Source organism: Citrobacter sp. TBCP-5362 (assembly GCF_005406305.1).
GTDB classification, from domain to species: domain Bacteria; phylum Pseudomonadota; class Gammaproteobacteria; order Enterobacterales; family Enterobacteriaceae; genus Citrobacter_B; species Citrobacter_B koseri.
In genome coordinates, this window is sequence record NZ_CP040234.1 from 2432813 (window position 1) to 2448005 (window position 15193).

At 54.5% G+C, this 15193-nt stretch carries 15 protein-coding genes; 14 read left to right on the forward strand and 1 reads right to left on the reverse strand.

What is annotated here, in order from left to right; translation table 11 throughout:
* Positions 1-173 precede the first annotated feature (173 nt).
* From malX to add, 3 genes are all read left to right on the forward strand, one after another.
* Positions 174-1766: a maltose/glucose-specific PTS transporter subunit IIBC gene (malX, locus tag FD428_RS11570; protein WP_012132501.1), complete on the forward strand. Its 1593-nt coding sequence runs from the start codon at positions 174-176 to the stop codon at positions 1764-1766.
* A gap of 10 nt (positions 1767-1776) precedes the next feature.
* Complete coding sequence (locus tag FD428_RS11575; RefSeq protein WP_114848517.1) at positions 1777-2949, forward strand: MalY/PatB family protein; 1173 nt, start codon at positions 1777-1779, stop codon at positions 2947-2949.
* A gap of 100 nt (positions 2950-3049) precedes the next feature.
* Entirely contained in the window at positions 3050-4051 is a 1002-nt protein-coding gene (gene add, locus FD428_RS11580; RefSeq protein ID WP_024130358.1) for an adenosine deaminase, read from the forward strand.
* Between the two features lie 289 nt (positions 4052-4340).
* Here the strand turns inward: add and FD428_RS11590 are convergent, their stop codons facing one another.
* Positions 4341-5381: an oxidoreductase gene (locus FD428_RS11590; protein ID WP_114848519.1), complete on the reverse strand. Its 1041-nt coding sequence runs from the start codon at positions 5379-5381 to the stop codon at positions 4341-4343.
* A gap of 245 nt (positions 5382-5626) precedes the next feature.
* On the opposite strand from FD428_RS11590, the gene blr reads away from it, so the two are divergent.
* The 11 genes from blr (at position 5627) to dtpA (ending at position 15182) form a co-directional block, all read left to right on the forward strand.
* Complete coding sequence (gene blr / locus FD428_RS11595; protein ID WP_048902389.1) at positions 5627-5752, forward strand: division septum protein Blr; 126 nt, start codon at positions 5627-5629, stop codon at positions 5750-5752.
* Between the two features lie 306 nt (positions 5753-6058).
* The gene (gene ydgT / locus FD428_RS11600; protein WP_024130361.1) at positions 6059-6274 is read left to right on the forward strand and encodes a transcription modulator YdgT; all 216 of its coding nucleotides are present in this window, start codon (positions 6059-6061) and stop codon (positions 6272-6274) included.
* Between the two features lie 89 nt (positions 6275-6363).
* The gene (locus tag FD428_RS11605) at positions 6364-6804 is read left to right on the forward strand and encodes a DUF2569 domain-containing protein (RefSeq protein WP_012132511.1); all 441 of its coding nucleotides are present in this window, start codon (positions 6364-6366) and stop codon (positions 6802-6804) included.
* A 76-nt stretch (positions 6805-6880) separates the two neighbouring features.
* Positions 6881-7462, forward strand: a complete 582-nt coding sequence (gene rsxA / locus FD428_RS11610; RefSeq protein ID WP_005121199.1) for an electron transport complex subunit RsxA — start codon at positions 6881-6883, stop codon at positions 7460-7462.
* A complete protein-coding gene (gene rsxB, locus FD428_RS11615; protein WP_012132512.1) occupies positions 7462-8040 on the forward strand; it encodes an electron transport complex subunit RsxB in 579 nt (192 codons plus the stop codon). The genes rsxA and rsxB overlap by 1 nt, the downstream gene beginning before the upstream one ends.
* The gene (gene rsxC / locus FD428_RS11620) at positions 8033-10051 is read left to right on the forward strand and encodes an electron transport complex subunit RsxC (protein ID WP_114848520.1); all 2019 of its coding nucleotides are present in this window, start codon (positions 8033-8035) and stop codon (positions 10049-10051) included. The genes rsxB and rsxC overlap by 8 nt, the downstream gene beginning before the upstream one ends.
* The gene (gene rsxD / locus FD428_RS11625) at positions 10052-11104 is read left to right on the forward strand and encodes an electron transport complex subunit RsxD (protein WP_114848521.1); all 1053 of its coding nucleotides are present in this window, start codon (positions 10052-10054) and stop codon (positions 11102-11104) included.
* 9 nt (positions 11105-11113) lie between these two features.
* Positions 11114-11734, forward strand: coding sequence for an electron transport complex subunit RsxG (rsxG, locus tag FD428_RS11630; protein ID WP_047457242.1), 621 nt, complete (start codon positions 11114-11116; stop codon positions 11732-11734).
* A gap of 3 nt (positions 11735-11737) precedes the next feature.
* On the forward strand, positions 11738-12430 hold the full coding sequence (locus FD428_RS11635; protein WP_012132516.1) for an electron transport complex subunit E: 693 nt from the start codon (positions 11738-11740) through the stop codon (positions 12428-12430).
* Positions 12430-13065, forward strand: a complete 636-nt coding sequence (nth, locus tag FD428_RS11640) for an endonuclease III (RefSeq protein ID WP_049008478.1) — start codon at positions 12430-12432, stop codon at positions 13063-13065. The genes FD428_RS11635 and nth overlap by 1 nt, the downstream gene beginning before the upstream one ends.
* A gap of 611 nt (positions 13066-13676) precedes the next feature.
* Positions 13677-15182, forward strand: coding sequence for a dipeptide/tripeptide permease DtpA (gene dtpA, locus FD428_RS11645; RefSeq protein ID WP_047457245.1), 1506 nt, complete (start codon positions 13677-13679; stop codon positions 15180-15182).
* Positions 15183-15193: the final 11 nt, after the last annotated feature.

Consider the following 15193-nt stretch of genomic DNA (forward strand, 5'->3'; position numbering starts at 1 on the left):
AAAAGAAAGCTCCCTGATAACGTGACAGATAAAACGTTTTATCAATCACTTATATTTATACGCTTTATTATCGTTCGATAATGTGATTTGCGCCGCACTAAAATTAGGTAAAACGTTTTATCTTCTCGCTCAAATAATTGACCACAGCCTTCTTTTTCACGAGGAGTCGTTAGATGACGACGAAGACAACACCAAAAATAACATTATGGGAATTTTTCCAGCAGTTGGGTAAAACGTTTATGCTGCCCGTGGCGCTGCTCTCTTTCTGCGGGATCATGCTGGGGATCGGCAGTTCGTTAAGCAGCCACGATGTCGTCACCCTGCTCCCGGCGCTGGGCAACCCGGTGCTACAGGCCATCTTTACCTGGATGAGTAAAGTCGGCTCGTTCGCTTTTAGCTTCCTCCCGGTGATGTTTTGTATCGCGATTCCGCTCGGTCTGGCGCGTGAAAACAAAGGTGTCGCCGCGTTTGCCGGTTTCGTCGGTTACGCCGTAATGAACCTTGCCGTGAACTTCTGGTTAACGGCGAAAGGCATTCTGCCGACGACTGACGCCGCCATTCTGAAAGCCAATAACGTACAGAATATCCTCGGGATTCAGTCTATCGACACGGGGATTCTGGGGGCGGTGATCGCCGGTATCGTTGTCTGGATGCTGCATGAGCGTTTCCACAATATTCGTCTGCCCGATGCGCTGGCTTTCTTTGGCGGTACGCGTTTCGTGCCGATCGTCTCTTCCGTGGTGATGGGACTGGTCGGGCTGGTCATTCCGCTGGTATGGCCTGTTTTTGCAATGGGCATCAGCGGTCTGGGCCACATTATCAATAGCGCGGGTGATTTCGGTCCGATGATCTTTGGTACGGGTGAGCGCCTGCTGCTGCCGTTCGGCCTGCACCACATTCTGGTCGCGTTGATTCGCTTTACCGAAGCGGGCGGTACGCAGGAAGTCTGCGGCCATAGCGTGAGCGGCGCGTTGACCATTTTCCAGGCGCAGCTGAGCTGCCCGACAACGCACGGCTTCTCTGAAAGTGCGACCCGCTTCCTGTCTCAGGGGAAAATGCCTGCCTTCCTCGGCGGCTTGCCGGGCGCTGCGTTGGCGATGTACCACTGCGCGCGTCCTGAAAATCGTCACAAAATTAAGGGGCTGCTGATTTCTGGCCTTATCGCCTGTGTCGTTGGCGGTACCACAGAGCCGCTGGAATTCCTGTTCCTGTTCGTCGCGCCTGTGCTGTATGTGATTCACGCCCTGCTGACAGGTCTGGGATTCACCATCATGGCGATCCTCGGCGTCACCATCGGCAACACCGACGGCAACATCATCGACTTTGTGGTATTCGGGATCCTGCACGGTCTGTCAACCAAGTGGTATCTGGTTCCGGTGGTCGCCGCCATCTGGTTCGCGGTGTACTACGTCATCTTCCGTTTCGCTATTACGCGCTTTAATCTGAAAACGCCGGGCCGCGATACCGAAATCGCCAGCAATATTGAAAAAGTCATGGCGGGCGCGCCAGGGAAATCAGGCTATAACGTCCCGGCGATTCTGGCCGCGCTTGGCGGCAGTGAAAATATCGTCAGCCTGGATAACTGCATTACCCGTCTGCGCCTGTCGGTGAAGGATATGTCGCTTGTGAATGTACAGGCGCTGAAGGACAATCGCGCTATCGGCGTAGTACAGCTGAATCAACATAACTTACAGGTGGTTATTGGCCCTCAGGTACAGTCCGTTAAGGATGAAATGGCAGGTCTGATGAACACGGTTGAGGCATAAGGACAACGATATGTTCGATTTTTCAAAGGTGGTGGATCGTCACGGTACGTGGTGCACGCAGTGGGATTATGTCGCCGATCGCTTTGGCGCCCCTGACCTGCTCCCGTTTACGATCTCGGATATGGATTTCGCTACCGCGCCGTGCATCCTGGAGGCCATCAACCAGCGTCTGGCGCACGGCGTGCTGGGTTACAGCCGCTGGAAAAACGATGAGTTTTTAGGGGCGATCGCCCACTGGTTCGCAACCCGTCACCACACTACGATCGACCCACAGTCGATCGTGTACGGCCCCTCCGTGATCTACATGGTGTCGGAGCTGATCCGCCAGTGGTCATCCGTCGGTGAAGGGGTGGTGATTCACACCCCCGCTTACGATGCGTTCTATAACGCCATCGAAGGCAACCAGCGCACCGTCATGCCGGTTGCGCTACAGAAAAACGCGGACGGCTGGCACTGCGATATGGACGCGCTGGACGCGGTGCTCGCCCGGCCAGAGAGTAAAATTCTCCTGCTGTGCAGCCCGCAGAACCCTACCGGAAAGGTATGGACGCGCGATGAACTGGAGACGATGGCTGAGCTATGCCATCGTCACGGCGTGCGGGTCATCTCCGATGAAATCCACATGGATATGGTATGGGGCGCGCAGCCGCATATCCCCTGGAGCAATGTGGCGCGTGGTAGTTGGGCGCTGCTGACCTCCGGGTCAAAAAGCTTCAACATTCCGGCGCTGACCGGCGCCTACGGGCTCATCGGCGATGAGGAAAGCCGCAATCGTTACCTCAGCGTATTGAAGGGGCGTGACGGGCTGTCGTCACCCGCCGTTCTGGCGCTTAGCGCGCATATTGCCGCTTATCAACAGGGCGCGCCGTGGCTGGATGCCCTGCGCGAGTATCTTGCTGATAACCTGAATTATATCGCACATGCGTTAAACACCGCGTTCCCGACGCTAAACTGGCAGGTTCCGCAATCGACCTATCTGGCCTGGATTGATCTGCGAGCGCTAAATATTGACGACCACGCCTTACAGGATGCGCTGATTCATCAGCAGAAAGTGGCCATCATGCCTGGGTATACTTATGGCGAAGAAGGTCGCGGGTTTGTTCGTCTTAATGCCGGTTGTCCACGTTCGAAGCTCGAAAAAGGCGTTAACGGGCTGATCAACGCGATCCGCGCTATACGCTGACAATGATTGCGCAATAAAATTATTTATTGCGCAACATAGATTTTACGCCCGTTTTATTTTTATAATGGCGAGCACTTTTATATTAAAAAAGAGTGCGACCATGATTGATACTTCCCTTCCGTTAACTGACGTTCATCGCCACCTTGATGGCAACATTCGTGCCCAAACTATTCTTGATCTTGGCCGCCAGTTCAATTTAGCCCTTCCGGCACAAACGCTTGACGCGCTCATTCCGCATGTGCAGATCACCTCAACGGAGCCTGACCTGGTCAGTTTTCTGGCAAAGCTCGACTGGGGCGTTAAAGTTCTGGCGTCGCTGGATGCCTGTCGTCGCGTGGCCTTTGAAAATATTGAAGATGCCGCCCGCAACGGCCTGCATTATGTCGAGCTGCGTTTTTCTCCGGGTTATATGGCGATGACGCACCAGTTGCCTGTGGCAGGCGTGGTCGAAGCGGTCATCGCTGGCGTACGTGAAGGGTGCCAGACTTTTGGCGTTGAAGCTCGTCTGATCGGCATCATGAGCCGTACTTTCGGCGAGGCTGCCTGTCAGCAGGAACTGGAAGCGCTGCTGGCGCACCGCGATCACATTACCGCGCTTGACTTAGCGGGCGATGAACTTGGCTTCCCGGGCAGTCTGTTCCTCTCTCACTTTAACCGCGCGCGTGATGCGGGCTGGCATATTACCGTACATGCTGGCGAAGCGGCGGGCCCGGAGAGCATCTGGCAGGCCATTCGCGAACTGGGCGCCGAACGTATCGGTCATGGCGTGAAGGCCGTGGAAGATCGCGCGCTGATGGATTTTCTGGTCGAGCAGCGAATCGGTATCGAATCCTGTCTGACGTCTAATATCCAGACCAGCACCGTTGCCTCGCTGGCTGCGCATCCGCTGAAAACGTTCCTTGAGCATGGCGTGCTGGCAAGTTTGAATACGGATGATCCCGCGGTACAGGGTGTGGATATTATTCACGAATACACGGTAGCGGCGCCAGCGGCAGGATTAACCCGCGAGCAGATTCGTCAGGCGCAGATCAATGGCCTGGAAATGGCGTTTTTAAGCAAAGCGGAAAAACGCGCATTGCGTGAGAAAGTCGCAGCGGTTTAAGCACGCAAAGCCTGATGGCGCTGCGCTTATCAGTCCTGTAACTGCACAACCGTAGGCCGGATAAGGCGTTTACGCCGCCATCCGGCAGCACCCAACGCCTGATGGCGCTACGCTTATCAGGCCTACAACTGCACAACTGTAGGCCTGATAAGGCGTTTACGCCGCCATCCGGCAACACCTACGCCTGATGGCGCTGCGCTTATCAGTCCTGCAACGACACAACCGTAGGCCGGATAAGGCGTTTACGCCGCCATCCGGCAACACCCGGCGCCAGAAGAGTACACCGTTATCACGCGAGGCACAGCGTAGAGCGATGCTTCGCTGATTCAATCCCCAGCTCAATCAACTCCATAATCTGGATCGCCTGGCTCGCCGGAACCGGGTTTTCACCGTTGCCATTCAACGCGTCACGGATGCCCGCATAATAAGCCGGATAATTACCCGGCACCGTCAGCCAGGTCTCTTCCACACGGTCTTCGCCTTCCACACGCGTCAACACGCCGTCACGCATGTCGTAACCCCAGTCTTCCTGCGGCAATCGCTCACCGTTTTTCAGCCTCTCCTCTTGTGGATCGAGGCCATATTTCACGTAACTACCGCGTGAGCCATGCACGATATAACGTGCTGATTCTGCCGCCGCCAGCATCGTACCGTGCAGAATCACCCGACGCTGCGGGTAGGATAATATCGCGTGGAAATAATCCGTCGACTGCGCGCCAGGACGAAGCTGCGCCAGATCCACCGTCATGCTGACCGGCAAACCGAACAGATTGATCGCCTGATCCAGCAGATGCGGCGCCAGATCGTACCAGATACCGCTGCCAGGGCCGCCCTGTTCGCGCCAGCGATCGCGTACCTGCGGGCGGAAACGGTCGAAATGGGATTCAAAGTAAGCCACTTCCCCCAGAACGCCATCGGCCAGCAATCCTTTCAGCGTCAGGAAATCACTGTCCCAACGGCGGTTATGGAACACAGAAAGCACGCGTCCCAGGCTGCGCGCCAGGGCGTCGAGTTCACGGGCTTGTGACAGTGTCACGGCAAAGGGTTTATCCACAACCACATGTTTTCCCGCTTCAAGCGCGGCTTTCGCCAACGGAAAATGGGTGTCGTTGGGCGTAGGAATGACGATAAGGTCGATATTCGGATCGTTAAAAAGATGCTTAGGCTCTGAGACAACCGCCACAGAAGGCCAGTCCGCCTTCACTTTTGTTTCATCACTACTGGAAACCGCCGCCAGTTCCAGACCCGGCGTCCCCACGATTAAGGGCGCATGGAAAGTCTTGCTGGCATAACCATAACCAATTAGCCCTACCCGGATGTTGTCACTCATGTCTTTGCCTCTCATGTCAGAACGGAGTCATTTCACACTATCCCTTAACCACTCACAATAGTTTAATAACCGCCAGGTTATAAAGGTTGTTGCTTAACTTAAGTCAAACATCAGTGACTTTGGGCTCTCCTGCTGCGAAAAAGTCGCTGAAATCGTTCCCGACACCCTTGCCGTCTTATTTATTGATGAGTAACATTTGCATCCTGTGTTTATGGATAAATCAAAGCAAAAAAATGTCGTCAGTAATGAATCGCCTTATTGAATTAACCGGTTGGATTGTTCTCGTTGTCTCAGTGATCCTCTTAGGCGTCGCCAGCCATATCGATAATTACCAGCCCCCTGAACCGACGGCCTCCGTTCAGAAAAAATAAGCGTGTCCTGGCCAGTTGCGGCATAGCTACATATCGTCAGAAATGGTTTCGGTTTACAGCCAGAAAAATCAGGAAAAGATGAAAAGCGGCAAAAAAAGCGAAATATGCCGTCTGCTGGCCGCACGCTTATTGCCAGTTGTCATGAAGCGCGTTACCCTTCCGGCAGGTGCTCTGCCCACCTGATTCATGACACGTAAGAATACGCTTATTTACCCTTGCGCGCCGATTATTCTTTCCGGTGTCGTTTTGTTTATTTTTATATTCACTACTCCGTTGGTGTTATTTGTTTAATATGGATCGCTATTTATGACAGTTCAGGATTATTTATTAAAATTCCGCAAAATCAGTTCGCTTGAGAGCCTGGAAAAACTGTTTGATCACCTTAACTACACCCTCTCTGACGATCGGGAGATCATCAATATGTATCGCGCCGCAGATCATCGTCGCGCGGAACTGGTCTCGGGCGGTCGTCTGTATGATGTCGGTCAGGTGCCAAAATCAGTCTGGCATTACGTACAATAAAGAAAGTAGCGATCGGCGTTAAAAGCTTTATAATACTGGCCCCAAAATGAAATAGTCTGCCTGTTCGCGCTGGCAAATCTGGAGAAGATATGACCACAACACCGGCACAACGCATCGGGGGCTGGTTGCTTGGCCCACTGGCCTGGCTGTTAGTCGCGTTGCTGAGCGCCTCGCTCGCGTTATTGCTCTATGCTACTGCGCTGGCTACGCCGCAGACATTCCATATGCTCAGTGAGCAAAGTACCGGCAACCTGTTGTTGTGGGGCGTTTCGTTTATTACCGCCATCGCAATGTGGTATTACACCTTATGGTTGACCATCGCCTTCTTCAAGCGCCGCCACTGCGTGCCTAAACATTATATTATCTGGCTGCTGGTGTCGGTCTTGCTGGCAATTAAAGCCTTTGCCTTTTCGCCAGTCTCAGACGCGTTTGCGGTTCGCCAGCTGTTGTTCCCGTTACTGGCGGCCGCGCTGATCGTACCCTATTTCAAACGTTCGGCGCGCGTTAAAGCAACGTTTGTGAACCCGTAATACCCTTACAGTTAACCTGTTGTCGCCTGCTGTAGATTGACAGATAATAGGCGGCTTTTTTATTTCAGGCCGAAAAATGACTGATTACCTGCTGCTCTTTGTCGGAACTGTACTGGTCAATAACTTTGTACTGGTCAAGTTTCTGGGTCTCTGCCCGTTTATGGGGGTTTCCAAAAAGCTGGAAACCGCAATGGGTATGGGGCTCGCCACCACGTTTGTGATGACGCTGGCGTCTATCTGCGCCTGGCTGATTGACACCTGGATTTTGATTCCGCTCGATCTCATCTACCTGCGGACGCTGGCGTTTATTCTGGTCATCGCGGTGGTAGTGCAATTTACTGAGATGGTGGTGCGTAAAACCAGTCCGGCATTGTACCGTCTGCTGGGGATCTTCCTGCCGCTCATCACCACCAACTGCGCGGTGCTTGGCGTGGCGCTGTTGAACATTAACCTCGGTCATAATTTTTTGCAGTCGGCGTTGTACGGTTTCTCCGCCGCCGTCGGCTTCTCTCTGGTGATGGTGCTGTTCGCGGCGATTCGCGAGCGCCTCGCCGTGGCAGACGTCCCTGCCCCTTTTCGCGGTAACGCGATTGCGCTGATTACCGCAGGTTTAATGTCTCTGGCCTTTATGGGCTTTAGTGGTTTGGTGAAGTTGTAATGAATGCTATCTGGATTGCCGTAGTCGCCGTGAGCCTGCTGGGCCTGGCATTCGGCGCCATCCTGGGGTATGCCTCCCGCCGGTTTGCCGTGGAAGACGATCCCGTTGTCGAAAAAATCGACGAAATTTTACCGCAGAGCCAGTGTGGGCAGTGCGGCTATCCTGGCTGCCGCCCTTATGCTGAAGCCATCGGTAGTCAGGGTGAAAAAATTAACCGCTGTGCGCCGGGCGGCGAAGCGGTAATGTTGAAAATCGCAACGTTACTGAACGTCGATCCGCAACCTATCGATGGTGATGAACAAGAAGTTGCGCCAGTGCGTATGCTGGCGGTCATCGATGAAAACAATTGCATCGGCTGCACTAAATGTATTCAGGCATGCCCGGTGGATGCCATTGTGGGCGCCACGCGCGCGATGCATACGGTCATGAGCGATCTCTGCACCGGCTGTAACCTGTGCGTTGACCCGTGCCCGACGCAATGCATTGAATTACGCCCGGTAGCGGAAACACCTGACAGTTGGAAGTGGGATTTGAACACCATCCCCGTTCGTATCATTCCCGTGGAACAGCATGCTTAAGTTATTCTCTGCATTCAGAAAAGATAAAATCTGGGATTTCGATGGCGGCATTCATCCGCCGGAAATGAAAACCCAGTCAAACGGTACGCCTCTGCGACAGGTTCCACTGGCGCCGCGCTTTATCATTCCTCTTAAGCAGCATATTGGCGCTGAGGGCGAGCTGTGCGTTAACGTGGGCGATCGCGTCCTGCGAGGCCAGCCGCTGACCCGTGGTCGCGGCCGCATGCTGCCCGTCCATGCGCCGACGTCCGGGAAAGTTATCGCGATTGCGCCCCACTCTACCGCGCACCCGTCGGCCCTGGCTGAGCTTAGCGTGATGATTGATGCCGATGGCGAAGATCGCTGGATCGAACGCGACGGCTGGGCGGATTATCAGCGCCGCAGTCGCGAAGAGCTAATTACCCGGATTCACCAGTTCGGCGTTGCCGGACTCGGCGGCGCGGGGTTCCCGACCGGCGTCAAATTACAGGGCGGCGGCGATAAGATTGAAACGCTGATCATCAACGCGGCGGAGTGTGAACCCTATATCACCGCTGATGACCGCTTAATGCAGGATTGCGCCGCGCAGGTGGTGGAAGGCATCCGTATCCTTGCCCATATTCTGCAACCGCGTGAGGTCCTGATAGGCATCGAAGATAACAAGCCGCAGGCCATTTCAATGCTGCGTGCCGTTCTGGCCGATGCGCATGATATCGCGTTACGCGTTATCCCAACGAAATACCCTTCCGGCGGCGCAAAACAACTTACCCAGATCCTGACCGGGAAACAGGTTCCGCACGGCGGCCGCTCTTCTGATATCGGCGTGCTGATGCAAAACGTTGGTACGGCTTATGCCGTCAAACGCGCAGTGATTGACGGGGAACCGATCACCGAGCGCGTTGTGACCTTGACCGGAGAGTCCGTCAGCCGTCCCGGTAACGTCTGGGCCAGGCTGGGGACACCTGTCAGCCACCTGCTTAATGATGCGGGCTTCTGTTCTTCAGCCGATCAAATGGTGATTATGGGCGGCCCGCTGATGGGCTTTACCCTGCCCTGGCTTGATGTTCCCGTTGTGAAGATCACTAACTGCCTTCTCGCGCCTTCCGCTACGGAAATGGGCGAAACGCCGGAAGAGCAAGGTTGTATCCGCTGTAGCGCCTGTGCCGATGCCTGTCCCGCCGATTTGTTGCCCCAGCAGTTGTACTGGTTCAGCAAAGGCCAACAGCACGATAAAGCCACCGCGCATAACATTGCCGACTGCATTGAGTGCGGCGCTTGCGCCTGGGTATGCCCCAGCAGCATTCCGCTTGTGCAGTATTTCCGTCAGGAAAAAGCGGAGATTTACGCGATCGCGCAAGAAGAAAAACGCGCGGCTGAAGCGAAAGCGCGTTTTGAGGCCAGACAGGCGCGACTGGAGCGTGAGAAAGCCGCACGCCTTGAGCGCCATAAAAATGCGGCCGCACAACCTGCGGCAAAAGATCAGGATGCCATCGCCGCAGCGCTGGCGCGCGTAAAAGAGAAACAGGCACAGGCGACTCAGCCTGTTGTCATCAACGCGGGAGAGAAGCCGGATAACAGCGCGGTTATTGCTGCCCGTGAAGCGCGTAAAGCGCAGGCGCGCGCCAGGCAGACGGAGAACGCCGCTGCGGAACCCGCCGAGCCGGTCGACCCGCGCAAAGCCGCTGTCGAAGCGGCAATCGCCCGCGCCAAAGCGCGCAAGCAGGAACAGCAGGCCGCTGCGGAACCCGCCGAGCCGGTCGACCCGCGTAAAGCTGCCGTCGAAGCGGCAATCGCCCGCGCCAAAGCGCGTAAGCAGGAACAGCAGGCCGCTGCGGAACCCGCCGAACCGGTCGACCCGCGCAAAGCCGCCGTCGAAGCGGCAATTGCCCGCGCCAAAGCACGCAAGCAGGAACAGCAGGCCGCTGCGGAACCTACCGAACCGGTCGACCCGCGTAAAGCCGCTGTCGAAGCGGCAATTGCCCGCGTTCAGGCAAAAAAAGCAGCACAGCAGCAGGTTGTTAACGAGGAATAAATGGTATTCAGAATCGCAAGCTCGCCTTATACCCATAACCAGCGCCAGACATCGCGTATCATGATGCTGGTGTTAATCGCCGCGCTGCCGGGGATTGCCACTCAGCTATGGTTTTTCGGTTGGGGCACATTGTTCCAGATTATACTGGCCGCAGTCAGCGCGCTGGCCGCAGAAGCCGCCGTGCTTCAACTGCGTAAACAGCCGATCGCCGCTATCTTAAAAGACAATTCAGCATTGCTGACCGGTTTGCTGCTCGCTGTGAGCATACCGCCTCTCGCCCCGTGGTGGATGGTGGTATTGGGCACCGTATTTGCCGTCATTATCGCCAAGCAGCTTTACGGCGGTCTGGGGCAAAACCCATTCAACCCAGCGATGATTGGTTATGTCGTTTTGTTGATTTCATTCCCGGTACAGATGACAAGCTGGCTCCCGCCGCATGACATCGCCGCAACGGCGCCAGGCCTTCTGGATGCGTTGCAGGTCATCTTCACCGGACACACCGCCAGCGGCGGCGACATGAATACGTTACGCATGGGCATTGACGGCATCAGCCAGGCTACGCCGCTCGATACGTTCAAAACCTCGTTACATGCCGGGCACGCCGTTGAACAGATTATGCAGTACCCCATCTACAGCGGCATGCTGGCCGGTGCGGGCTGGCAGTGGGTAAACATCGCCTGGCTTATTGGCGGCGTGTGGCTGCTCTGGCAAAAAGCGATCCGCTGGCACATTCCGGTCAGCTTTTTAGTGACGCTGGCTGTCTGCTCCTCTCTGGGATGGGCATTCGCCGGGGATTCACTGGCGTCTCCGCAGTTGCATCTGCTCTCTGGCGCGACAATGCTGGGCGCGTTCTTTATTCTGACCGATCCCGTCACCGCCTCGACAACCAATCGTGGTCGTCTGATTTTTGGCGCGCTGGCGGGTTTGTTAGTGTGGTTGATTCGCAGTTTCGGGGGATACCCGGACGGTGTGGCGTTCGCTGTACTGTTGGCGAATATCACGGTGCCTTTGATTGATTACTACACCCGACCTCGCGTCTACGGGCATCGCTAAGGACACCCCATGCTGAAAACGATTCGTAAACACGGTATCACGCTGGCGCTGTTTGCCGCAGGCTCGACGGGACTGACGGCGGCCATTAACCTGGTCACTAAATCGACGATTGCCGAACAGGCGGTTCTCCAGCAAAAAGCGTTATTTGATCAGGTTCTGCCTGCCGATCGCTACAATAATACCTTGCAGGACAGCTGCTTTCTGGTGAATGCTCCGGCGCTGGGCAAAGGTGCGCACCGCATCTATATCGCCCGTCAGGACGATAAGCCCGTCGCCGCCATTCTTGAAGCCACGGCGCCGGACGGCTATTCTGGCGCCATACAGCTCCTGGTTGGCGCTGATTTCAGCGGCACGGTGCTGGGTACACGCGTGACAGAACATCATGAGACGCCTGGCCTGGGCGATAAAATTGAGCTGCGCTTATCCGACTGGATCACCCACTTCAGCGGGAAGACCATCGGCGCTGAGAACGATGCTCACTGGGCCGTGAAAAAAGACGGCGGTGATTTTGACCAGTTTACCGGCGCAACCATTACCCCCCGGGCAGTGGTCAACGCGGTGAAGCGTGCGGGCCTGTACGCGCAGACCTTACCGGCGCAACTTCCTCAACTTACCGCCTGTGGAGAATAAACCATGAGCGAAATTAAAGACGTTATCGTTCAGGGCTTGTGGAAAAACAACTCAGCGCTTGTACAGCTGCTTGGCATGTGCCCGCTACTGGCTGTGACCTCCACCGCCACGAATGCATTAGGCCTCGGCCTCGCCACCACGCTGGTGTTGACGCTGACCAACCTGACAATTTCCGCCCTGCGCCGCTGGACGCCAGCGGAAATCCGCATCCCAATCTACGTAATGATCATCGCGTCCGTGGTCAGTGCAGTACAGATGCTGATCAACGCTTATGCCTTCGGTTTGTATCAGTCGCTGGGGATCTTCATTCCGCTGATTGTGACCAACTGCATCGTTGTGGGGCGCGCAGAGGCTTTTGCCGCGAAAAAAGGCCCGGCGCTGTCCGCGCTGGACGGTTTCTCCATTGGCATGGGAGCGACCGGTGCCATGTTTGTCCTCGGCTCCATGCGTGAAATCATCGGCAATGGCACGTTGTTTGATGGCGCTGACGGTCTGCTGGGCGACTGGGCGAAAGTGCTGCGCGTGGAGATTTTTCATACCGACTCGCCTTTCCTGCTGGCGATGCTGCCGCCCGGCGCTTTTATTGGTCTGGGGCTGATGCTGGCCGTGAAGTACCTTATTGACGAGAAAATGAAAAAACGCCGCGCCGAAGCCGTTGCCGCTGAGCTTCCGTCAGGTGAAACAGGGAATGTGTAATGAACAAAACAAAACGACTGGAAATATTAACGCGCCTGCGTGACAACAATCCGCACCCCACAACGGAGTTAAATTTCACCTCGCCGTTTGAGTTACTCATCGCCGTATTGCTGTCAGCACAGGCCACGGACGTCAGCGTGAATAAAGCGACCGCAAAGCTTTATCCCGTCGCCAATACCCCGGCGGCCATGCTGGAGCTTGGCGTCGAGGGCGTAAAGTCGTATATCAAGACTATCGGCCTGTTCAACAGCAAAGCGGAGAATGTGATTAAGACCTGCCGGATGTTGCTTGAACTGCACAATGGCGAGGTTCCAGAGGATCGGGCGGCTCTGGAAGCGCTGCCCGGCGTCGGGCGTAAAACAGCCAACGTGGTGCTCAATACCGCATTTGGCTGGCCAACTATCGCCGTCGATACGCATATTTTCCGCGTCTGTAACCGGACACAGTTCGCCCCCGGTAAAAATGTCGAGCAGGTGGAAGAAAAACTGCTCAAGGTCGTTCCAGCGGAATTTAAAGTCGATTGCCACCACTGGTTAATTCTGCATGGCCGCTACACCTGCATTGCCCGTAAACCACGCTGCGGCTCCTGCATTATTGAAGATCTTTGCGAATACAAAGAGAAAGTCGATATCTGATGCGCCAGGGGCGACGCCGTACGCCCCGACGTATAACAATTTGTTATCCACTTCGGTTCACCTGTTTACCCGACTATGATACCGGCCTACTTCGCTTTCTTAATGCAATGTTCTTTTGATTTAACACTTCACCAGGTTAATCGTTTTTTTAGAAACTGAAATTTCTATCTATACGTGATCCAGATCACATTGATAACTTCGTGTAAAATTTTTTATCAAATACGGTTAAAATTACAACCAGATGACCTGATGATGCCTTTTCAATACAAAACATTACACTGGCTATTTTTAAGATAATGGCCTATATCACTACTTTAAACCTCAAATAGCAGAACATATCGCCATCATCCGCTTTTTCGCCCCTCCCTGTAGTGTAAAAAACTGCCATTTTACAAATGAAGAAATTTAACGCTACATAACATTTCTCAGTCCCGATGATTCCACCATGCAAGATATATGTAACAGAGTATTACAAACCCCTTGTATGGAAGGGAAAGATAGTGAACATTACTTGCCGTTTCCCCTCCCACTATAACAATCGGACGGATGAACTTGACTCATCACGCGCCAGAACACCCCCGTTAATATGGGATGTAAAAAAAGAGGTAAAAGTGTCTACTGCAAACAATAAACCAACTGAAAGCGTCAGTTTGAACGCTTTCAAACAACCGAAATCGTTCTATCTCATTTTCTCTATTGAGTTATGGGAGCGTTTTGGTTATTACGGCCTGCAAGGAATTATGGCCGTCTACCTGGTTAAACAACTGGGTATGTCAGAAGCGGATTCCATCACCCTTTTCTCTTCCTTTAGCGCCCTGGTGTATGGTCTGGTCGCCATTGGCGGCTGGTTAGGGGATAAAGTTCTGGGCACCAAACGCGTCATTCTGCTGGGTGCTATCGTACTGGCGATTGGTTATGGCCTGGTCGCCTGGTCCGGTCATGATGTTGCGATCGTCTATATGGGGATGGCGACCATTGCCGTAGGTAACGGTCTGTTCAAAGCGAACCCGTCTTCTCTGCTGTCGACCTGCTATGCCAAAGATGACCCGCGTCTGGACGGTGCATTCACCATGTACTACATGTCCATCAACATCGGTTCCTTCTTCTCTATGCTGGCGACGCCGTGGCTTGCCGCAAAATTCGGCTGGAGTGTGGCGTTTGCCCTGAGCTTCGTCGGTATGCTCATCACGGTGGTTAACTTCCTGTTCTGCCGCAGTTGGGTTAAAGATTACGGCTCAAAACCAGACTTCGAAGCGGTACATTTCGGTAAATTGCTGGCGACTATCGCAGGCGTTATCGTGCTGATCGCTATCGCGACCTGGCTGCTGCACAACCAGGGCATTGCACGTATGGTTCTGGGCGTGATCGCTCTGGGTATCGTGATTATCTTTGGTAAAGAAGCGTTCGCGATGCAGGGCGCGGCACGTCGTAAAATGATCGTCGCATTCATCCTGATGCTGGAAGCGATTATCTTCTTTGTGCTGTACAGCCAGATGCCGACGTCACTGAACTTCTTCGCAATCCGTAACGTTGAACACACAATCCTCGGTATCGCGGTTGAACCGGAGCAGTATCAGGCGCTGAACCCGTTCTGGATCATCATTGGCAGCCCGATTCTGGCGGCCATCTATAACAAGATGGGTGATACGCTGCCGATGCCGACCAAATTCGCTATCGGTATGGTTCTGTGCTCTGGCGCGTTCCTCGTTCTGCCGCTGGGCGCGAAATTCGCTACAGATGCAGGCATTGTGTCTGTTAACTGGCTCATCCTCAGCTACGGTCTGCAAAGTATCGGTGAACTGATGATCTCCGGCCTGGGTCTGGCAATGGTTGCCCAACTGGTTCCACAGCGTCTGATGGGCTTCATCATGGGTAGCTGGTTCCTGACTACGGCGGGCGCCAACCTGATTGGTGGCTACGTGGCTGGCATGATGGCGGTGCCGGAAAACGTTACTGACCCGCTGATGTCTCTGGAAGTTTACGGTCGCGTATTCCTGCAAATCGGTGTCGCCACTGCGGTTATCGCCGCGCTGATGCTCATCACCGCGCCGAAACTGAATCGCATGACTCAGGATGATGAAGAAAACGCGAAGGCAGCCAAAACCGCTACCGCGTAATTTTCAGGGAA